14 protein-coding genes are annotated in these 21,440 nt (G+C 44.0%); 8 read left to right on the forward strand and 6 right to left on the reverse strand.

Annotated elements, in window-relative coordinates:
* Positions 1-48: 48 nt before the first annotated feature.
* Positions 49-783, reverse strand: coding sequence for a polyprenol monophosphomannose synthase (locus tag ACSX1H_RS03965; protein ID WP_439182365.1), 735 nt, complete (start codon positions 781-783; stop codon positions 49-51).
* Positions 784-1,295: 512 nt separating this feature from the next.
* Between ACSX1H_RS03965 and ACSX1H_RS03970 the strand changes: the two genes are divergently transcribed.
* Complete coding sequence (locus ACSX1H_RS03970; protein ID WP_439182367.1) at positions 1,296-1,697, forward strand: GFA family protein; 402 nt, start codon at positions 1,296-1,298, stop codon at positions 1,695-1,697.
* 220 nt (positions 1,698-1,917) lie between these two features.
* Here ACSX1H_RS03970 and ACSX1H_RS03975 read toward each other — a convergent pair whose 3' ends face one another.
* Both ACSX1H_RS03975 and ACSX1H_RS03980 read right to left on the reverse strand, forming a co-directional pair.
* Positions 1,918-3,576, reverse strand: coding sequence for a uridine kinase family protein (locus ACSX1H_RS03975; protein ID WP_439182368.1), 1,659 nt, complete (start codon positions 3,574-3,576; stop codon positions 1,918-1,920).
* A gap of 336 nt (positions 3,577-3,912) precedes the next feature.
* Complete coding sequence (locus ACSX1H_RS03980) at positions 3,913-4,392, reverse strand: Dps family protein (RefSeq protein WP_439182369.1); 480 nt, start codon at positions 4,390-4,392, stop codon at positions 3,913-3,915.
* Between the two features lie 119 nt (positions 4,393-4,511).
* Here ACSX1H_RS03980 and ACSX1H_RS03985 point away from each other — a divergent pair, with 119 nt between their 5' ends.
* On the forward strand, positions 4,512-5,459 hold the full coding sequence (locus ACSX1H_RS03985) for a hydrogen peroxide-inducible genes activator (RefSeq protein ID WP_439182371.1): 948 nt from the start codon (positions 4,512-4,514) through the stop codon (positions 5,457-5,459).
* A gap of 167 nt (positions 5,460-5,626) precedes the next feature.
* Positions 5,627-6,952 carry a DEAD/DEAH box helicase gene (locus ACSX1H_RS03990; RefSeq protein ID WP_439182373.1) on the forward strand — a complete coding sequence of 442 codons (1,326 nt, stop codon included), beginning with the start codon at positions 5,627-5,629 and terminating at the stop codon, positions 6,950-6,952.
* Between the two features lie 7 nt (positions 6,953-6,959).
* Here ACSX1H_RS03990 and ACSX1H_RS03995 read toward each other — a convergent pair whose 3' ends face one another.
* Together ACSX1H_RS03995 and ACSX1H_RS04000 are read right to left on the reverse strand one after the other, a co-directional pair.
* A complete protein-coding gene (locus ACSX1H_RS03995) occupies positions 6,960-7,697 on the reverse strand; it encodes an NAD-dependent epimerase/dehydratase family protein (RefSeq protein ID WP_439182375.1) in 738 nt (245 codons plus the stop codon).
* A gap of 2 nt (positions 7,698-7,699) precedes the next feature.
* Positions 7,700-9,760: a S9 family peptidase gene (locus tag ACSX1H_RS04000; RefSeq protein WP_439182376.1), complete on the reverse strand. Its 2,061-nt coding sequence runs from the start codon at positions 9,758-9,760 to the stop codon at positions 7,700-7,702.
* A gap of 119 nt (positions 9,761-9,879) precedes the next feature.
* Between ACSX1H_RS04000 and ACSX1H_RS04005 the strand changes: the two genes are divergently transcribed.
* Positions 9,880-10,755, forward strand: a complete 876-nt coding sequence (locus tag ACSX1H_RS04005) for a DMT family transporter (protein WP_439182377.1) — start codon at positions 9,880-9,882, stop codon at positions 10,753-10,755.
* A 46-nt stretch (positions 10,756-10,801) separates the two neighbouring features.
* On the opposite strand, the gene ACSX1H_RS04010 is transcribed toward ACSX1H_RS04005, so the two are convergent.
* The gene (locus ACSX1H_RS04010; RefSeq protein WP_439182379.1) at positions 10,802-13,066 is read right to left on the reverse strand and encodes an aconitate hydratase; all 2,265 of its coding nucleotides are present in this window, start codon (positions 13,064-13,066) and stop codon (positions 10,802-10,804) included.
* A gap of 192 nt (positions 13,067-13,258) precedes the next feature.
* On the opposite strand from ACSX1H_RS04010, the gene ACSX1H_RS04015 reads away from it, so the two are divergent.
* From ACSX1H_RS04015 to ACSX1H_RS04030, 4 genes are all read left to right on the forward strand, one after another.
* Positions 13,259-14,503 carry an ABC transporter permease gene (locus ACSX1H_RS04015; RefSeq protein ID WP_439182381.1) on the forward strand — a complete coding sequence of 415 codons (1,245 nt, stop codon included), beginning with the start codon at positions 13,259-13,261 and terminating at the stop codon, positions 14,501-14,503.
* A 330-nt stretch (positions 14,504-14,833) separates the two neighbouring features.
* Positions 14,834-19,396 (forward strand): T9SS type B sorting domain-containing protein, encoded by a 4,563-nt coding sequence (locus tag ACSX1H_RS04020; RefSeq protein ID WP_439182382.1) that lies wholly within the window; start codon positions 14,834-14,836, stop codon positions 19,394-19,396.
* 19 nt (positions 19,397-19,415) lie between these two features.
* Positions 19,416-20,423, forward strand: a complete 1,008-nt coding sequence (locus tag ACSX1H_RS04025; protein WP_439182383.1) for a PorP/SprF family type IX secretion system membrane protein — start codon at positions 19,416-19,418, stop codon at positions 20,421-20,423.
* A gap of 204 nt (positions 20,424-20,627) precedes the next feature.
* The gene (locus ACSX1H_RS04030) at positions 20,628-21,125 is read left to right on the forward strand and encodes an SRPBCC family protein (RefSeq protein ID WP_439182384.1); all 498 of its coding nucleotides are present in this window, start codon (positions 20,628-20,630) and stop codon (positions 21,123-21,125) included.
* Positions 21,126-21,440 lie beyond the last annotated feature (315 nt).

A 21,440-nucleotide genomic window follows, 5' to 3' on the forward strand; every position in this document is an offset into this window, starting at 1 on the left:
TATTTCTAAAATCCATTGATGCTGCCGATGTTTGTGTGGTGTTCATCACTATCTTTTGTAGGACTTAAACCAGCTGGATATTTTCATTTTAATAACGCCCCAAACGGCTTCATTAAAGATGCCGCCGCTCATTTTGGAGGTTCCTTCGGTACGATCGGTAAATATGATAGGTACCTCTACAATATTAAAACCAAATTTCCAGGTTGTGAACTTCATTTCTATCTGAAACGCATATCCTTTGAGCCTGATGTTGTCGAGCTGGATGGTTTCCAGCACTTGTCGGCTGTAGCATTTAAAACCGGCGGTTGTATCCATCACTTTCATGCCGGTAACAAAGCGCACGTAAACGGATGCAAAATACGACATTAGTACACGTCCCATGGGCCAGTTAACGACGTTAACACCCGAAATATAACGCGATCCAATGGCCAAATCAGCGCCGGCCAGGCAGGCATCGTGCAGGTTTATTAAATCTTTTGGAGGGTGCGAAAAGTCGGCATCCATCTCAAATATGTAGTCGTATCCTTTTTCAATGGCCCATTTAAAACCAGTGATGTAAGCCGTTCCTAGTCCCAGTTTACCAGCGCGTTCCAAAATATGTAGCTGCCCTTGATGTGTTTTCATCAACTCTTTAACAATGGCGGCCGTTCCATCTGGCGAGTTGTCATCAATGATTAGTACTTCGAAGCGTCGCGGTAAGCCAAATACCGCTGCTATGATGGCCTCAATATTTTCTTTTTCGTTATAGGTCGGTATAATAACCAGGTTTCTTGTGTTCTCCATAATGCCTTGCTCAAGCGTGTGTGGGTATGCCCTTAATCAATTTAAAGGCTAAAGGTAATAAGAATATCGATTGAGCGTATATGGATAGTGATTAGTAGTCAATACTCAGTAGTGTAGCAGCAGGCAGTTCGAAAGTCGGTAGTCCGTTGCAAATCACACCTGGTGAAAATATGGATGATATTAGCTTTTGGGAACTTTAGGCTGATATAAGGCCAAAGAGTGGTGCCTCTGTTTTGATGAATGGTCTGAGGCCGGTTATGGCCTTCGCCGGAAGGGAGCGCATCTGAGCTGTGAGATGACTATAATCTATTGGTGGTTAGTGTTCTTGTGCTTTTGATTACACGACATTATTTATATATTGGGATGGTGGTGTTAAATGCAGGGATTAATTTTTTATGAAAAATGAATAGGTGAAACTATTGGAAAGCAGTTTGTGGTTAAATATTCACAATCGTTTAATACTACTTAGCTCTCTGAAAAGTCTTTGATAATTGAATAAATAGAAATTAAAAATGGAACATTTAGGTTCGTGTTTATGCCGAAAGGTTAAATATCGGGTAACAGGCAGTTTTGACGGATTTTATTTGTGTCATTGTCGCTATTGCCAAAAAGGCACAGGTTCGGCTCATGGTGCCAATCTGTTTTCAAATGCCGGCCAGCTGCAGTGGTTAAAGGGGGAGCATGAAGTGCGCAGGTACCAGCCGCCAAGGAGCAGACATGTAAAAGCGTTTTGTAAAAATTGTGGCGCCGCACTGCCCAACTTGCAAATGGATGGAAAGGTATTGGTGGTGCCGGCAGGAAGTTTGGATACAGCACTGACGAAACGGCCGGATGGCCATATTTTTGCTGCTCACAAGGCAGAATGGGAGGAGTCTCTGGAAAAGGTTCCTTACTATCCTATCTTGCCAGAATAGTTAAGCGTGTTTTGTTTATGACATGCTGAAGTGTTCTTTAAGGGCTTACTTTCTGAATCGTGCTCTGTAGTTGTCGCGCATTACTTATTCAGACGACTCAAAACTCAATAGTTTAGTCAGGGGTATCCGTATTTTTCAGTTCTGCACAAAAAAACAACAACCATGCGCAAGTACATGGTTGTCTTTAAATTATCATTTACTTTGTCATTAATGCAGTACATCAATACTCGAAGCTACTGCCGCCTAAAAACTCTCTGATGATTGATGTTGGAGGTATTCCATTGGCCTGTATAGGTTTAAAGTAGCTGAAGAACTTCAACAGACGCCTCGCTTCAACAAATTCAGGTTGATTGGGCTGTACTTCCAGTAAAATTGGCTCGGCCTGCTGTTTTAGCACCGAAAGCTCATAAAGCAGGGCAGTGTTAAACATAACGTCAGCCTCCTCCTGATACGGAAAGATGTGTTCATCTTCTCCGCGTCGCACGCTGGCCCAGCGGGATATGGTATCCTGCGCCGAGTAGTTGCGGTATTTATAATCGCGCACAATGCGCCTGATTAGGCGGTTATCGGTGGTGTGAATCAGGTTTTGATCATCGATATTAACCGAGGTGAGGGCAGACACGTAAACTTTAAATTTAGACTGCTCGGGAATAAGGTGTGTTAGCTGTGGGTTAAGACCGTGAATCCCTTCTATAATCAAAATATTATCCGGACTCATGCAAAGTTTTTCGCCATCGTAGTAACGCTGTCCGCTTTCGAAGTTAAATTTTGGAATTTCTACCTCTTTGCCAGCCAGCAGGTCGAGCAGTTGTTGGTTAAATAGTTCTATGTCCAGGGCCTCCAGGGCCTCAAAGTCATACTGGCCGTGCTCATCCAGTGGTGTATTTTCCCGGTTAACAAAGTAATTGTCGAGCGAGAGGTTGAGAGGTTTCATGCCGGCTACCATTAGCTGGATAGCCAGTCGCTTACCAAAGGTGGTTTTTCCGCTTGATGAAGGCCCGCTGATGAGTACCAGTTTAACCGATTTCTTTCGGGTTTCAATCATATCAGCAATATGACCAATCTTTTTTTCGTGCAGTGCTTCCGATATTTTAATCAGTGTTTCTGCTTTTCCGTTGCTGCATGATTCGTTAATATCAGCCAGGTTTCTAACGTTGAGTACCTTGTTCCATTGGCTGAACTCCTGAAAAATGTCAAACATTTTATTTTGTACAACAATGTCCTCCAGTTCATTGGGCTGAGTGCGTTTAGGAATCTGCAGCAACATACCGTTATAGTATTTAATCAGGTCAAACACCTTCAGGTAGCCGGTGGATGGAACGAGGTAACCATAATATAACCCAATGTGTTTTTCCAGTTGATGATAGGAGGTATACATCTGTCCGCGATGACGAATAAGGGCTGTTTTGTCCGGCTGGTTTTGCTGTTCAAAACGCTTGATGACTTCCTCTGATTCTTCTTCGTGGCGGATAAAAGGGGTGTCTGAATGAATTATCTCTTGCATCCTGCTTTGAATGGCCAATACATCCTCAATGTCAAGTTCTTCTCCTTCCAGGAAGCAGTAGGTACCCTTCGAAACGGAGTGTTCAATGCGCAGGCATGCGTTGGGATAAAGCTCATTTGCTGCTTTATACAGGACTAAGGATAAGCTGCGGATATACATGCGCATCCCATCTGGCCGGGTAATATCAATAAACTCAATGGTTTTCGGATGGTATATTTCGTAGGATAACTCACGCAGTTTATTATTGACATAGGCACCCAATATGGGGGTTTTAAGTTTAATGCCCATGTCTTTTGCAATTTCCTCAAGGGTAGAGCCTGCTTTGTAGCAGTTTACCTTGTTGTTATTGAGGCATTTTATATGAACTGTTTTCATTTATATTGCATTTATTTTTATTGGCTAATAAAAATAGGATAATTACTGCATATTAAGCATAAAGTTTGCCTAAAATGGTAGAATACCCTGTTCAATTCAGTAGGAACAGGATTGAAGATGCAAGCAGTAGGCAATATTTTGAGCTGATGTTTAGTTTTTTGAATACGTGCAATGTTCTTCCAGAAAGGAAGAATAACCCAATGTGGAAGACTCAGTTTTCGGCCGATAGGGAGCTTACAGCGGGAAGGGTTTTGCAGGCAAATACCTTTGCTCAGTTATTCACAAAAAAAAGCGCCCGGGTGATGGGGGCGCTTTCTGCGGTCAAACAATTATTTGTTACTTACTCAACCAGGAGTGTAACATCCAAAGTGTTTTTTCCTGCTGACTGAGGTAATCGGTTAACAGGGTGATTGTACCTTCGTCATCTGCCTCCTGAGCTAATGGCAGTATTGCTTTTTCAAGTTTAATAAGAGTTGCCATGTTTTCCAGGGTAAGTTCCATACACTCGTGACCCTGAGTCACATTCTTTGCCGGTTTTATTTCTGCCTGCTCCAGGTAATCGCTAAAGGTGTGCATTGGTGTGCCACCCAATGTTAACACCCGTTCGGCAATTTCGTCCACTTTAACAACTGCATCGTTGTATAATTCTTCAAATTTGAGGTGAAGCTCAAAAAACTTTTCCCCCTTAACGTTCCAGTGGAAACCGCGCAGGTTTTGATAATATAACTGATAATTGGCAAGGAGCTTATTGAGCTCATTAACGAGTTGTTGGCTTTCCTGTTTTTTTAGTCCTAATAGTTCATTAATCGTCTTCATAAAGTGTTTGGTTTTATTTGTTTTAAATGTTATTACAAATATACGCACCCTATATGTATCAATCAAATAGATATATTTTATATCTTGCATCGATATTATTTATACTAATTGAAACACAAATGCTTGGACTAAACTTGCAGCAACTCGAATACCTGGTTGCTGTTGATAACTATAAACAGTTTACTATTGCCGCTGAGAAATGCTTTGTAACGCAGCCCACCTTAAGTATGCAAATCAAGAAGGCTGAAGAGCAATTGGACATTGTGATTTTTGATCGTACGAAGCAGCCTATTTTAACTACTCCTGTAGGTCAGAAACTGGTTGATCAGGCCAGAGTGGTGATCAATGAATACAACCGTCTTGAAGAAATTGTACGCGAAGAATCCGGGCGGATAGAAGGCAGCCTCACCATTGGAATCATACCGTCGCTCGCTCCTTATTTGTTACCATTGTTTGTGGGGCATTTTAAAAAGCATAATCCGCTGGTTAATATTTCTTTTAAGGAGATGATTACCGAGGAATTGGTTAAAGCGCTAAAGCAGGATGTGCTGGATGCTGCTATTTTGGTAACACCATTGGAGGAAAATGATATTATTGAGCAGCCATTGTTTTATGAGGATGTACTGATTTATGCACACCCTAATCACTCTTTACACAAAGTAGATGTCCTAACGGTAGATATGCTCACGCCATCGGGCTTATGGCTGCTTGATGAAGGACATTGTTTTCGTTCGCAGGTGTTGAATCTTTGTGAGCTGCAAGAAAATTTGAGTTCAGATCTGCCGCTGCATTTTGAGAGCGGTTCGCTGGATACCATTCGAAAAATGGTAGATGCCGAAGGCGGCTATACCTTGCTTCCTGGTTTGGCCGCCGAAGAGCTGGCTTTTGACTTGCATAAGCAGGTTAAAGAGTTTGAATCGCCAGTGCCGATGCGTGAGGTGAGCATGGTGTACTCCAGGGCTTTTTATAAGCGTCTGCTGCTGGAGCGACTGGCCGATTCGGTGAAAGCCAGTGTGCCAGAAGAAATGCTGGATAAAGAACGTGGCCATGTTGTAGAATGGAAGTAACATTGCTGCTGCAGAAAGGCAGCAATGTATGCGAGTGCGCGTTTGGTGTGGGAGAAATACGTATCAGCCGAGGAAATGATGCCGTTTTATTGGTGAATGTGTGAATTAGTGCCCTGTTGATTGTTTGGGATCGACAGGTCTTCTAACTATTCAACTATCTTTGCAGCATGCAACAATTACAAAAGGCAAGTAAGGCGGTTCTGCACCGCCTCAATATTCAGGCGTTAAACCCCATGCAGGAAGCAGCCATAAATGCCATCAGTCAAAGGCAAGATACTGTATTACTTTCACCCACAGGGTCTGGTAAAACACTGGCCTTTCTGTTGCCGCTGTTGGAGCAGCTGGACCGTAACTCGAACAATGTTCAGGCGCTCATTCTAACACCAGCTCGTGAGTTGGCCTTACAGGTGGAGCAAGTATTCAGGCAGATGCAAACCGGGTTTAAAGTCAATTGTTGCTATGGAGGCCACGCTATTCGCACCGAAATTAATAACCTGAAGCATCCACCGGCGGTGCTGATTGGAACACCCGGACGAATTGCCGATCATCTGCGCCGCGACTCATTTAATCCATCCGATATTCGCTTTTTAGTGCTCGATGAATTTGATAAGGCGCTGGAGTTGGGCTTTCAGAAAGAGATGAAGGAAATTGTGGCGCAACTCAGAGCGGTGAAGCAGCGGGTGCTGACGTCTGCGACGCCGATGGACGAAATTCCCCCATTTACTCAACTCCGCAACCCGGTTGAATTGGACTATACGTATGAAAAAAAGCAGCCTGATGGCCTGCAGCTCAAAGCGGCCCGGGCCGATGAGAAAGATAAACTGGCATTGTTTGTACGCCTCATTGGTCAACTCGGAAATGCGCCTATGCTGGCTTTTGTGAACCACCGTGAGGCGGCTGATCGAATTAGTAATCATCTAAATGATCAGGGTGTGGCGCACGATGTGTTTCATGGAGGGATGAAACAGGAGGATCGGGAGCGGGCTCTGATTAAATTTCGCAATGGCAGTCACCACCTGCTTATTACTACCGATTTGGCGTCGCGAGGCTTGGATATTCCTGAGATTGAATATGTCATTCACTACCATTTGCCGTCCAAAGAAGAGGCGTTTATTCACCGTAATGGGCGAACGGCCCGGATGCATGCCGATGGAACGGCTTATGTGTTACTATCAGAAGGCGAAGAGCTGCCTGAGTTTATTCCTGATACAATAAGTTTTGAAGAGGTGATGCCAGAAGCCATATTGCCAGAAGCACCTGATTGGCAAACGGTTTATATTGGAAGTGGCAAAAAGGATAAAATTAACAAGGTGGATATTGTCGGCTTATTCCTTAAAAAAGGAAAGCTTCAAAAGGATGACTTGGGCTTGATCGATGTGTTGGACCACAGTGCTTTCGTAGCCATTCGTCGAACCAAGGTAAAAAAAGTCTTACAGCTCCTGAAACACGAAAAGATAAAAGGCAAGAAGCTGAAGATGGGCGTATCGAAGTAAATCGCTTTTATGCGATATCGGCGCCCTCGTAGGCAACTGTACCCAGCGACACATCTTGCGCTTTTTGGTACATGGCTTTTGCAACCCTGCTTGCCTCAATAGCCCGGTATTTGCGAAGGCTTCCAAGCATTAGAGGGTTAAACAATCGCATTAGTTGCTCCGATATTTTTTCGCCGAAGCGAAACTCCCTTCGCTGGCCTAAAAGTAATGAAGGTCTGAAAATATGAATGGATGGAAGTGTGAGTGCCGAAATATCTGCTTCCATCTGTCCTTTAGTGCGCAGGTAAAAATTGGAGGAGTCCGGGGTGGCGCCCACAGAACTGATAACAGAGAAAAGCTTGCATTGATGGGTGTTTGCCCATTTGGCCAGTTCAACCAAGTAGGTTCTATCCACTTTGATAAATGCTTCTTTACTGCCAGCTGTTTTAATGGTGGTGCCCAGGCAACAGAAAACATCATCAACCTTTATTTTGGTGTGGTAATCGCCAAGAAAGTTAAAGTCAATAACGATTTCTTCAAGCTTAGCGTGCTTATCGAGCGATGGGCGTCTAACTAATGCGATGACTTTGCCGTATTGGTCGCTTTGCAAAAGTTGTTGCAAAAGCGATTGGCCAACTAAACCTGTGGCACCTGCTATCAGAGCTGTTTTCATCTGTTTGTATATTATAATTATTGGTCGTTTTCTGTTGTAAATTATAAACAGAGGATGAATTGTTTTTATGCACTCATCCTCTGTATCATTCATATTTAGTAGTTCCAGTCTAAGCCATACTGGTCGCTGATGTCCAGAGGTGGCATCGGGCCGTTCAATGGCTGCAGGTTTTTAACGTACCAGTCCATCCAGGCTATCTGGCGATACAATACATCTATGCGTCCTACCTGCTTACGGTTGCCATGGCCTTCGCCGGGATATTGCACCAACCGTACTGCAGGGTGGTTATTCATCTTCATGCGGCGGTACAGCTCCAGGCTTTGTGAAGGATGAATACGTGGATCGGCTGCTCCTCCATAGATCAGAGTGGCCGTTTTACTTTTGTGGGCATGGTAAATGGGGCTTTGTTTCAGGTTCATTTCCCATTGCTCTTCAAGAGGCTCACCACTGTGGACATGCAATTCTTCATAGGCAATGTCGGTAGTACCTTTTTTACTGATCACATTGGTGATGCCCACAAATACTGCGGCCGCCTTGATGTAATCAGTATAGTAGGTGGCAAACCAGGCCGAGGCATAACCGCCGTACGATCCACCTGCCATACCTACACGGTTGCGGTCGGCTCCATAGTTTTCTACCAGATAATCGATACCATCTGCCAAGTCATCAAATTCTTTACCAGCAGGATCTTCGAAGCCTTGCATGGCAAAATCGACCCCATAACCGGTGCTGGCGCGGTAGTTAAAGTAGGCGACCAGGTAGCCTTTTCCGGCCATCACTTGTCCCGGTGTTGAGTAGCCCGTGAGCCAGCCGTTGGAGTGGTGCGACTCAGGACCTCCGTGTACATAGACGATTAAGGGGTATTTTTCACCAGCTTTGTAGCCAACTGGTTTCATTAGCAGTCCTTCAATATGCAGACCGTCTCTGGCTTCAAAATTAATGATTTCTTGCTGCCCAAACTGGGTAGTAGCTAGTTCGGGGTTGATATTGGTTAATGCGTTCAATGCACCTTTGCCATCCCAGGTGTAGATGTTGGACATATCCGTGGGAGTACTGCCTGTAAACGCAAATGATTTAAAGTTGTTAGAGAAGAGAGGCGTGCTAAACATGATGCCTGATTCTTTACTATCTAACAGCAGCTGACGCTTTTGATTCTTCAACGCGATGGTGTACAATTTGGGGTAAACACCTTCGTGTGCCAGGTACACTATTTCTTTACTGTTTTTCCAGTTGGCCCAGCTAATGTGTCCTTTGTAGTTGTTGGGCGTGAGGTTTGTAATCGAACCATCTTCCAGCACAACTTTATAAATTTGGCTAACGGCATGGTCGTTCAGGTTTAAAGCTCCTGTGTAGGTCAGGTGCTTGCCATCGGGACTGAAACTGTAGTTGCCCAGCTTGCCAACATTATTCAATACCTGTTTTAGAGCCATTGTTTTCAGGTCGTAAATATGGATTTTACGAAACATGTACCTTTGATCAATAAGTTTTAAAGCCGTGGCACTGTAAGCCAATTGTTCACCTTGATGATCAAAGTTGAAATCCCACACGTTAACACCTTCTGTTAATTGTACCTCCTTAATGGGGTCAAAATTATCATCCAGTTCGATGAGGTGAAGGTTATCATTCTTGATGTTTTCTTCGTAGTAGATGAAATCGTAACCGCGTTTCTTTAGTTCCTTTTCTTTCTCAGAGGTGGGGCTTGCAGAGGTGTAGGCAAACCCTCGGCCGTTGGGGTGCCACGCAAAAGTACTGACACCGGCTGGTGCATGACTCACCTGTTTGGCAGCACCTCCGGCAACGGGTTGCACAAAAATCTGATAGCTGCCGTTTGTAAGTTTTTTAAAAGCCAGGTGTTGGCCATTGGGACTCCAAAGTGGCGCATAGGCTTTTTCTTCCTGTGCAAACAGCGCTTTGCTTTCGCGGGTATCTAAGTTGGCCACCATGTATGTGCTGTGGGCGCCACCAGGAGCTTCATTAGCTGTTCGGGGTGTGTAAATGGTGTAAATCAACTGCTTGCCATCGGGATGCAGTTGAACGCTCCGGCTTGATTTTAACTGTAGGAGTTCGCCCGGAGTGAGTACATTTTGGGCCTGTAAGACTGAGCCGGCTAGAAGACAGACGGCCAGAAAAAGGCTGCTTTTTATAAAAGTTTTCATGTTATGTGTTGATTGAATTTTGATTAAAGATAGAAAGAATGTAAAGTTTTTAATGAGGTTTATGCGAGTTGCAGGCTCTTAGGTGTTAAAAATAAGTTAGTTTCGTACAAAAAATATTTATGCCTTGGGAAAAGAAATGGTTTCAGTTTAGCATCCTGTTGCTGCTTGCCTTTATTTGGGGGAGTTCATTCATTTTAATGAAGATTGGACTGAAAAGTTTTGATAGCATGCAAACGGCTTCGTTAAGAATAGGATTTGCCTCCTTATTTTTGTTACCCTATGCATTGAAGCATATCCGAAAACTGCGTAAAAAAGATGTATTCCCTCTGTTGATTGCCGGTTTCGTTGGCAGTTTTATTCCGGCCTTTTTATTTACAAAGGCACAAACACGCATCGACAGTGCCCTGGCAGGTATGCTTAATTCCCTTACTCCCGTTTTTACCATGGTGGTGGGGTTTCTGGTATTTCGTGTAAAGGCCAGGCTTTATCAGGTAATTGGTATTACATTGGGAATGTTGGGCGCACTCGGGCTGATTGCTTCAGGTAATGATGTAGCGCTAAGTAACATCAATAGTTACGCCTTTTTTATTGTGCTGGCAACTGTTTGCTATGCTTTTAATATCAATGTGGTCAAAACCTACTTGACTCATTTGAATGGTGTTCAGATTACTTCTTTATCGTTTTTATTTATTGGCCCTTGGGCGGTTGCCTATTTTTTCACCACAGATTTTATCAGTGTGCAGCAGAAGGTGGACTGGTCCCTTCATTTGGGAGCGATTGCATTGCTGGGAATACTGGGAACTGCCTTAGCCATGTTGATGATGAATACGCTGATACGCTACACGTCTGCAGTATTTGCTTCTTCTGTAACGTACATTATTCCTGTTTTTGCTATCGGCTGGGGATTGTTGGATGGAGAAGTGATTACCCTTTTGCACATCTTATTCATGGCGGTGGTGCTGTTGGGCGTATATCTGATTAATCGAAAAAAATAAAGGCCGTCTTATTCAGACAGCCTTTAATTCTTTAGCGAATTTATTGCTAGTTTGTTTGTCTTTTAATCAGGTTTAGTGCCGAACCTGCTTTAAACCAGGCAATCTGCTGCTCGTTGTAAGAGTGGTTGGTTACAATCACATCTTTTGAACCATCGGCATGAACTACCTCTAGCTGCAATGGTTTTCCAGGTGCAAAGGCATCCAAATCCAGGAAGTTAAAGGTATCATCTTCTTGGATTTTGTCATAATCGGCTTCATTGGCAAATGTTAAGCCAAGCATCCCTTGTTTCTTCAGGTTTGTTTCGTGAATGCGGGCAAAACTTTTAACCAGAACAGCACGAACACCCATGTGACGTGGTTCCATGGCTGCATGCTCACGCGATGAACCTTCGCCATAGTTATGATCACCGACCACAATGGTTGGGATGCCCTGTGCTTTATAAGCTCTTTGTGTAGCAGGTACCTCCCCATATTCGCCCGTCAGCTGGCTTTTCACCTTATTGGTTTCCTCATTAAAGAAGTTAACCGCACCAATCAGCATGTTGTTGGAAATGTTATCCAGGTGGCCACGGAATTTTAACCATGGGCCAGCCATTGAGATGTGGTCAGTCGTACACTTCCCTTTTGCTTTGATTAGAAGTTTGGCACCAGTAATATTTTTGCCATCCCAGGGAGCAAAAGGCGTTAGTAGTTGCAGGCGTTCACTTTCCGGGTTAACAACCACTTCTACGCCAGAGCCATCGGCTGCAGGGGCCTGATAACCGGCATCTTCCACATCAAACCCTTTAGGAGGCAATTCATGACCAGTAGGTTCGTCCAGTTTCACCTCTTCACCGTTTGCGTTTTTCAGGGTGTCTGTTATGGGGTTGAAACCCAAATCACCAGCAATTGCCAAGGCTGTTACCAGTTCGGGTGATCCTACAAACGCATATGTGTTTGGATTACCATCGGCACGCTTGGCAAAGTTGCGGTTAAATGAGTGTACAATGGTATTTTTTTCTTGTTTTTCGGCACCTGTGCGCGCCCACATTCCAATACATGGTCCGCATGCATTGGCGTAGACTTCACCACCCATCTGGTTGAAAATATCAATGAGACCGTCGCGCTCAATGGTGTAACGCACCTGCTCAGAGCCCGGGGTGATTTTGAACTCGCCGGCTGCTTTTAGTTGTTTGTCAGCTGCTTGCTTGGCAATAGAAGCTGCACGCGAAATGTCTTCATAAGAGGAGTTGGTACACGAACCTATCAGACCTACTTCCACTTTAAGCGGCCAGCCATTTTTCTCCGCTTCTTCTCGCATTTGAGAAATAGGTGTGGCTTTATCCGGAGTAAATGGTCCGTTCAGGTGCGGTTCCAAAGTGTTGAGGTCAATCTCAATTACCTGGTCGAAGTATAGTTCAGGATGGGCATACACCTCGGCGTCGGCAGTTAAATGTTCTTTAACTTCATTGGCCGCAGCGGCCACATCGGCACGGCCTGTTGCTTCCAGGTAACGGGCCATGGACGCATCGTAGCCAAAGGTTGAAGTGGTAGCGCCGATTTCGGCTCCCATATTACAAATGGTACCTTTACCGGTGCAGCTCAGTGATTCGGCTCCTTCGCCAAAATACTCAACGATGCAGCCTGTACCACCTTTCACTGTCAACAGTCCGGCTACTTTCAGGATAATATCTTTAGGAGCAGTCCAGCCATTCAATTTACCAGTTAGTTTAACGCCAATCAGTTTAGGAAACTTTAGCTCCCAAGGCATGCCAGCCATTACATCAACGGCATCGGCACCGCCAACCCCAATGGCAATCATCCCTAATCCACCGGCATTTACCGTATGCGAGTCGGTACCTATCATCATACCGCCCGGGAACGCATAGTTTTCCAGTACTACCTGGTGAATAATACCCGCGCCTGGTTTCCAAAAGCCGATACCATATTTGTTAGATACTGAACTCAGAAAGTCGTACACCTCTTTATTGCTTATCTCAGCCACAGCCAAATCCTTGTCGGCTCCCACCTTTGCTTGTATCAGGTGATCGGCATGCACCGTTGAAGGAACAGCCACCTTAGGTTTGCCGGCCTGCATAAACTGCAATAAGGCCATTTGGGCTGTTGCATCCTGCATAGCTACGCGGTCAGGATTGAAATTGACATAAGAAGCACCACGTCCGAAGGCCTTTTCAGGCAGCGAATCGGCCAGGTGAGCATACAAAATCTTTTCGGTTAAGGTGAGTGGTTTGTCGAGCAGCTGACGTGTTTTTGCCACTTTATCGGGCAGCTCGGCATACACCTTTTTAATCATTTGAATATCAAAAGCCATTTTACTATCGGTTTAGTATAAATAAGTTTGCTATTTCCTTTAGTTTTAGAATGAATAACAAACTTACTAAAAACTGCTAATTTATTATCACTGTTAAAACAGTTCAGAACCAAATTGGTTGTTCAAATAAGGGGTATTAGGATTCTTTTATTAACTTGATGCCTCGTTAAAACCAGCAATAATCTAACCATTATGAAGTGGACGCTTATCTATGAAAATCTGCGCATTGCCCTTGGCTCAATCCGCACAAACCTGCTACGGACGATACTTACCATCCTCATTATAGGTATTGGCCTCACCGCTTTAATTGGGATATTAACAGCTATTTCATCGATTGAAAAAACCATCAGCAATAAATTTACGGGGATGGGAGCTAATTCATTCACCATTGAAAACCGGGGGATGAATGTTCAGATAGGTAAGGGTGAATTGCGTAATAAACGCTACGGTTTTATATCTTTTAAAGAGGCCATGCAGTTTAAGGATGAATTTGATTTTCCTGCCATTGTTTCTGTATCGCATGAAGCCACAGGTTCGGCAACGGTTAAACACGAATCGGATAAGTCCAATCCAAACGTGGCTGTGATTGGGGCTGATGAGAATTTTCTGGCGGTGGAAGGGCATACCATTCAGTATGGACGAAATTTTACCAAGCAAGAAATAAGTGACAACCGGCACGTGGCCATATTGGGTAGCGATTTAGCAAAAAAAGTCTTTCCATATCATCCAAACCCTGTTGATAAGGTGATTATATCAGGCGGTGCCAAATACAAAGTGATTGGGGTCCTCGAAGAAAAAGGGGCAGGCTTTGGCTCACAGAGTGATAATATTCTGTTATTGCCGGTAACCAATGTGCGCCAGGTGTTTAGCCGGCCCAATATGTCGTACAAAATGGTAGTTAAAGCCAATGACAGCGGACAGGTTGATGTGGCTATCTCGGAAGCGACAGGCTTGTTTCGGATAATCAGGCGTTTAACGGTTCATGATGAAGCGAATTTTAATGTTAATAGAAGCGACAACCTGTCGAGGCTCCTCATTGAAAGTACGGGTAGTGTTACATTGGTGGCGTTTATCATTGGGTTGATTACTTTGATTGGAGCGGCCATTGGCCTCATGAATATTATGCTTGTTGCCGTTGCTGAAAGAACCCGCGAAATTGGAATCCGCAAGGCAATTGGGGCCAATAGTAAGGCCATTCGAAATCAATTTCTTTTTGAATCCATTATTATCGGTCAGCTGGGAGGGGTAATCGGCATTGTGGTTGGGGTATTGGTTGGCAACCTGATGTCGATGGTGATGGAATCAGCGTTTATAGTGCCCTGGTTATGGGTTATCGTAGGCTTTGTCGTGTGTTTGGTTGTGGGGGTGTTATCTGGGCTCATCCCAGCACTTAAAGCATCCCGGCTCGATCCCATCGAATCGCTGCGCTACGAGTAGGCTGCTTGCGTGTTTTTTAAACTTGTTTTTAGCTGGTTGGTCCTTTTTTTTCTTCATACAAAGGAAAAAAATAGTAGAGCATCCTAATTTACTATTTGATAGTGAAATAGTGGTGGAATGAGTATTATGTAACAGAGTTTAGAGCGCCCGACTGATTAAAAATGTGAGTAGAACTGCAACCTTAGGCCAATTGTGTGCGTAACGGTGTATGTATTCGTACAAAAAATATGAGTACAGGGGAGTTATTTAGTTTAGGTGGTTTTAAAACGCATTGGTAATAAACACGTGAGAGTTGGACGGTATCTTACATCTCACCTAACATTCACCAAAATGAAAAAGATATATCTTTACCTGCTGTTGTTAACTATTTCAACATTAGTTAATGGACAGATAGGACGTGAATTCTGGTTTGCAGCGCCGGATGTATGGGAGGGCTATGGCGATGCTCCTGTGGTTTTACGTGTTACAACATACGATGAAGCGGCAACTGTTACAATCAGTTTGCCCGCGCAAAATGGGCAGGTTTTGAGCACACAAACTGTTGCCCCTTATTCGCATATGGGCATTCAGTTAAATAAGGAGGATGTTGAAAACAGCCCATCCAACCAGGTAAATAATAAAGGGTTGCTGATAACTTCAACAGCCAACATATCGGCCTACTATGATGTCAGCGCTATCGATAATCCTGATAAATTTATTTTAAAAGAAGATAAAGCCCTTGGGTTCGACTTTTTTGTTCCATCGCAAAATGTGTATGGAAATAATTCGGAGTATGGGGGTAATGCTAACGAAAAGGCGGATATTGTTGCCACAGAAGATAATACAAGCGTTACAATTATCCCTGCAGTAGATGTAACGGGGCATTCAGCAGGCATTCCTTATACAATTACATTAAATAGGGGGCAATCCTACTGTATCGAATGCCGCGATATTTCCCCGGGAGCTTCTCTCGCCGGCACGCAAATTTCAGCTGATAAACGGGTTGCGGTAACAATCTCCGATGATGGTATTATTGAGGATGTTAATAGTTTTCCACATGATTTAATTGGCGACCAGCTGGTGCCTGTCAATGTTATTGGAAACGAATACGTAGCAATGAACACCAGTAAAGCGGCCTCCAGTTACAAGAATCAAAATTCGGTGCAAAAGGTATTTGTGTTGGCCATTGAGGATAATACGCTGGTATTTACCAATAACACTACAAAAAACACCAAGGCCTTGCAAAAGGGAGAGATGGCTGAATTCGACATCTCCGATCATGCCCTTTACATATTTGCAACCAAAAAAGTGTATGCCTACCAGTTGACCGGGTTGGTGAATCCCAATACGCCTACCGTTGCCAACGAAATAGGCAGTGCAGTGCTGCCCAGCTATAGCTGTAATGGCTCGAACAGTGTGTCGTTTACAAGGGTTTTTAACCGCGATTTTTGGGTAAATATTATTATCAAACGTAAGGATGTTAAGAACTTTGTGTTGTACGACAGCGACGGAAATGATATCAATGTAGTTAAGTACATCAATAGCTGGCAAACCGTACCAGGTCAGGATACCGGTCAGGAAGCATGGGTATGTTGCGCAGTTAACCTCAATAATTTAAGCACAGGGGTGCCTTACCGCCTCGAAAATAGTAGCGGCTTATTCCATTTATGCATTCTGGATGAAAGTGATTCGGATGCCACAGGTGGCGGAACCAGCTTTGGCTACTTTTCATCGTATAATTCATTCTATGCTGGCGGAGCCGGCGATAAATGTCTGGGTGAGGAGATTGCTCTGGAGGCGAAGGGAGGCATGAAAAATTACACCTGGTATTCTGTGGAAACAGGTAACCAGGTCTTATCAACCGACCGGGTATTTAATGTGAGTGAAAGCGGCAAGTACTGGGTGGAAGCTGAGGTTGAGTTTGGAGGATGTATTGCAACGGATACCTTGGATGTAAACTTTACATTTCCGGAGGTTGAGCTGGGGAACGATACCAGCGTTTGCGAAGGCGAACTACTCGATTATGCAGTGGATGGTGATTATAGCTCTTATTTATGGAATAATGGCGCTACAGGTTCTCAAATACAGGTGGTGGCCGATGGCAACATTTCTGAAGTAAGCGTGTTAGTGACTGATGCAATGGGCTGTTCCAATAGTGATACTGTAAATATTGATGTAAAGCCTGTGCCGGATATTGTGCTGGATGCCACAACCGTTTGCCAAGGAACGGCTGTAATTAACATCACTGGTTTTGCCCGTTATGAATGGCGGTATAATGGTGTGCTTTTAAATATTGATGAAACGCAGAACTGGATTATCCCTTCTCAGAGCGGCAGCTATACGCTGACTGCCTGGACAACTGATGGCTGCTCCATTAGTGAGTCAATTGAAATTACTGTGTTGCCCTTACCTGTTTTTGACCTGAATGATCAAACTGCTTGTGCCGGAAGTACGGCCACTATTACTGGGCCGGCCGGTTATGCTGGTTATCAATGGAGTACCGGCGAACAAAGTCAATCGATTACCCGAAATATGCCGGGTTCTTATTGGCTCGAAGTAACCGATGCCAATGGCTGTGTGGCACGCGAAGAAGCCCAAATAGCTTTTCATGAACCATTGTACCTGGATTTGGGACCGGATAGAGAGGAGTGTGTAGGTGTTACTTTAACCATTTCCAATGAGAGTAATTATAATGATTTTAACTGGACTTTTGAGCCGACAAATAATCCTGGCACAACAATTCCATTGAACCCAAACCCCGAACATCAGTACCAAATTGTTGATGCAGCAGTGGATAACAGTGGAACCTATAGCCTTGTGGCCACTGATGTGAACGGCTGTCCGGTGAGTGATGATGTTACTATCACATTCCATACAGCGAATCCTATTGATTTAATTATTACCAAAGATCTATGTGATGGCGATGCCGTCGAAGTGATTGCCAGTGAAGGTTACGACAGCTATTCATGGACCGTGGATGGGGTGCTGAGACCTGAATATGATGATAACAGTATTGTGACCAATGTGTCCAATGGAGCGGTGTATGAGGTGATTGCTACTGCTGGAACTTGCGTTAAGCGAAACGAAATTACAGTCGTAGAGCATGGTTTGCCAGAAGTGAGCTTGCCAGATGTATTCTCACTCTGTGATGGAAGTGAGCAGGAACTGATGGTAGAGAGTTACACTTCGTTTGATAATGCTCAGTTTGACTATTTGTATTGGAATGCAGATGCTACAAGCCGCTATGACGACTGGCAAACAGCATCCTTAACCATAAGCAATCCGGGGGTATACTCGGTTACAGCCGTAGATGAGTTTGGGTGCAAGGCCTCTGATAATGTAACAGTAAATACAATTGCCACTGCGCCTATCGATCTGGGACCAACACAGGCGGCCTGTGATTACAATGTAATTGAATTGACCAATCCACGCGCCGATGCGCAAAGTTATAGTTGGTTCCGTCTGGGTGCTGCGGGCGAAACACATTTACTTGATAATACTGCTCTTAGTGTTGATGCATCAGGAACTTACCTGCTCAAAGTAATTGACGCTAATGGCTGCGAGCTGGCTGATGATGTAGTGGTTAATGTTCATCCTTCTCCGGTGGTTGAACTGGGCGATGACATAAGCAATTGTGGGGAGCTGTCTATAAGTATCTCTCCCCGGGCTGATTATACCCAATATCAATGGAACGATGATCCGGCTCTCAATACGAATAGCCTACTCGTTAATCAGTCAGGCAACTATAAGTTGGAAGTTTCGAATAGCTACGGTTGTCAGGCAGAAGATAATATCAATGTATCAATATTTGAAAACCCTGTGGTCGAATTACCCGATTTTATCGAGTGTGCGGGTACACAGGTTGAACTTTCCGGCCCCGCAGGCGACTATCGCTACTTGTGGAGTAACGGATCAGTGAACCAAACAATTACAGTTGGGTACGGTAATTATGCACTTAAGGTAATGGATACCAATGGATGTATAGGTACCGGGCATGCGTCTGTAGTGTGGCGACCAGTTCCGGCTGTCGATTTGGGTCCTGATAAAATAATATGTCCGGTGGATACCTGGGTGTTAGATGCCGGTGATGGTTTTGCCTCCTATTTATGGCACAACGGTGAAACCTCACCATCCATCACAGCCAACCTAATGGATACGGTCAATACTGTGATTGTAACCGATGAGTTTGGTTGTTCAGGGTTCGATTCTCAAACCTTAAAGCACAAAGTAGCCGAACCGCTAGGCTTACTTTCCGATACCTCTGTTTGTGCATTCGAGAGCCTTTGGGTTGATGCAGAAGCTGGTTTCGACCAGTACCTGTGGAGTACCGGAGAGGTGATGCCTTCCGTAGAATTAGATACGGCTGGTACCTATTGGTTGCGAGCTTTTGACGGCTGTGTGTGGGCTACTGATACCATGCAGCTGGTGGTAAATCCAACACCTGTCATTGCCTATTTAGACACTTCTATTTATGCTCAGGCCGTTGTGATGGCCGAGGGTGGAACAACACCTTACTGGTATGCCATAAATGATGAGCAGCTGCAGGAAAACAATGTATTCAGTAATTTAAGTAATGGAGAGCATGTGTTTTTGGTAGAAGATGCCAATGGTTGTTTTGCAACCGATACTTTGCTGCTGGATAATATATTGGAGATTAAGGTGCCTCCTATACTGACACCTAACGGGGATGGTTATAACGACAGATGGCACGTGAGTGGTCTGGATAAATTGCCTGATTCGATCATTCGTGTGTTCGATCGCTATGGCAAATTACTGGTAGAGTTTTATGCTTCAGATCCACCTTGGGATGGTAAATACCTTGGGAAACCTCTTCCTTCCGATGCCTATTGGTATGTCATTCATTTGATGCCAATTGACAAGATTATGAAGGGACATGTGACGATTAAACGATAATTAACTATAATAATGTGCTGTGCGGAAGCTGGGGATCATATTAGTCATTCTTCTTACTATGCAGGCAGGAAATGCTCAAAAGTATTACCTGACTAATCAGTATGTCTATGATTTGTTTCAGATGAATCCGGCTGCCGCAGCTTTTCACAAGAACTGTTTTACAGCCACCGGCATTTTTCAAAAGCAGTGGTTTGGAACGGATTTATCACCAGGCTATCAGGTGTTTAGTTTTCAAATGCCTGTTTTGCAGCAAATGGGCTCGGGTACCTATATCTACAACGATCAAAATGGCTACTACAAAGAAATGGGCTTGCACCAGGCTTTCTCATATGAGCTGCAGTTAAAAAAGTCGAAGCGGCGAGCCATCACCTTATCTTTTGGGCTGGCTTTTACGCTTGAGCAGAGTTCTTTGCAAGTAGATGAATTGATGGATCCTGATTATTTCGATCCATTGCTCAATGGTGGAAACCAGAGTGGATGGGGCTTTAATGCGAGTACTGGCGTATTGCTAAAGTATAACGACTACCATATTGGGATGGGCATCACGAATTTGTTACCTCAAAATAATTCGTTATACGGGCATGCCGATGAGCCTCCGCTAACTACCGATATCCATATTCATGCAGGAGGAAGCTATAAAGTTCCAGATCGCGACTTTTACGTAGAACCCACACTCTTGTATCGTCGCAATATGTATGTTGACAGCCGCCTCGATGCCAACTTAAAGTTGTATATGCCAACGCCCGATCCTGATTGGGCTACCTGGGGGTTAGTGGCCTACCGCCATACCACTGAAAATAAGCTGGGTAAATCATTGGGTATGGCGTTAACCGGAGGCATCGTTTATAAGAATTTCAGCGTCGGTTTGGAGTATCAGTTTGGTTTAACAAAGGCACGCTCAGCTTATGGTAACAGCTATCAGTTGGTAATAAATTACCGGGTGTGTCGCGACAGGAGTAAGAGTGCTATTCCATGTTCGATCGAACGACGAAATAAGCGCCATAACTATAAGTTTCTTAGCTATTAATTTCCTTGTTTTTTGAAGTTATTCGTTAGTTGCTGCTGGTATCTGCAGGTTTTCACGATGGATTTGTCTATTGTTATTCATTAAACAATAAACATAAATCAACTGTTTTAATTATCAGAAGATTGAGATAGGCTTGCACACATTAGCTGCAGGTCTTTTGGAGTCGAACCCTATCCGTTCTTATAAACCTGTAAAACCAATAAAATGGCTTTTTATCAATTCAAACGGCAACAAATTATTCCGGCATCCAGGCAGGATGTATGGGATTTTATAGCCTCACCGGTCAACCTTAAAAAGATTACGCCTCCTTCGATGGGTTTTGATATTTTAAATCCCGATTTGCCAGATAAAATGTATGAAGGGATGATTATTCACTACCAGGTCAAGCCCATGAAATTTTATGCCACCAGGTGGGTCACTGAAATTACCCATATACAACCCGGGCATTATTTTGTTGATGAGCAGCGAATGGGGCCCTATCGAATGTGGCATCATCAACATTGGGTGACAGAACACGAGCAAGGCGCTTTAATGACTGATATTATCAGCTACCAACCGCCATTAGGGTGGATAGGCCAACTGGCAAATGCAGTGCTTATCAAAGGGCGTTTACAGGATATTTTTAACTTTCGTGAAAAAGCCATTAGGGAGCAGTGGCCGTCGCCACTGAATATTGAAAGGGGCAGTGGTGAGGCCTTCTAAAAATTAAGTGCTGCTATTTGTATAACAATAGGATGGTGGTTAGGCCGATATTGCAGTAAATCGGCACAATAAATTTTAGCGCTTACATGGTCGATTGCCTTTTCAATGAAGTTGATAGTCCTATCAAAAAAGTGCAAAGCAGTATTGACAGTGCTGCTTTTTTCTTTTAATATGCAATTGAATACTACCAAATTGCGATTAATTGTCAGTAAGAAATCGTGGGTACGGGCAAGCTGTTGTAGGTGGAGGTTTATTAATAAGTAGGACAATTTTTAAATTCTCACATTTGGGTGGTGGATGCTTAAACGGATAGCA

The sequence above is a fragment of the Carboxylicivirga taeanensis genome, from assembly GCF_051851475.1.
Lineage (GTDB): Bacteria > Bacteroidota > Bacteroidia > Bacteroidales > Marinilabiliaceae > Carboxylicivirga > Carboxylicivirga taeanensis.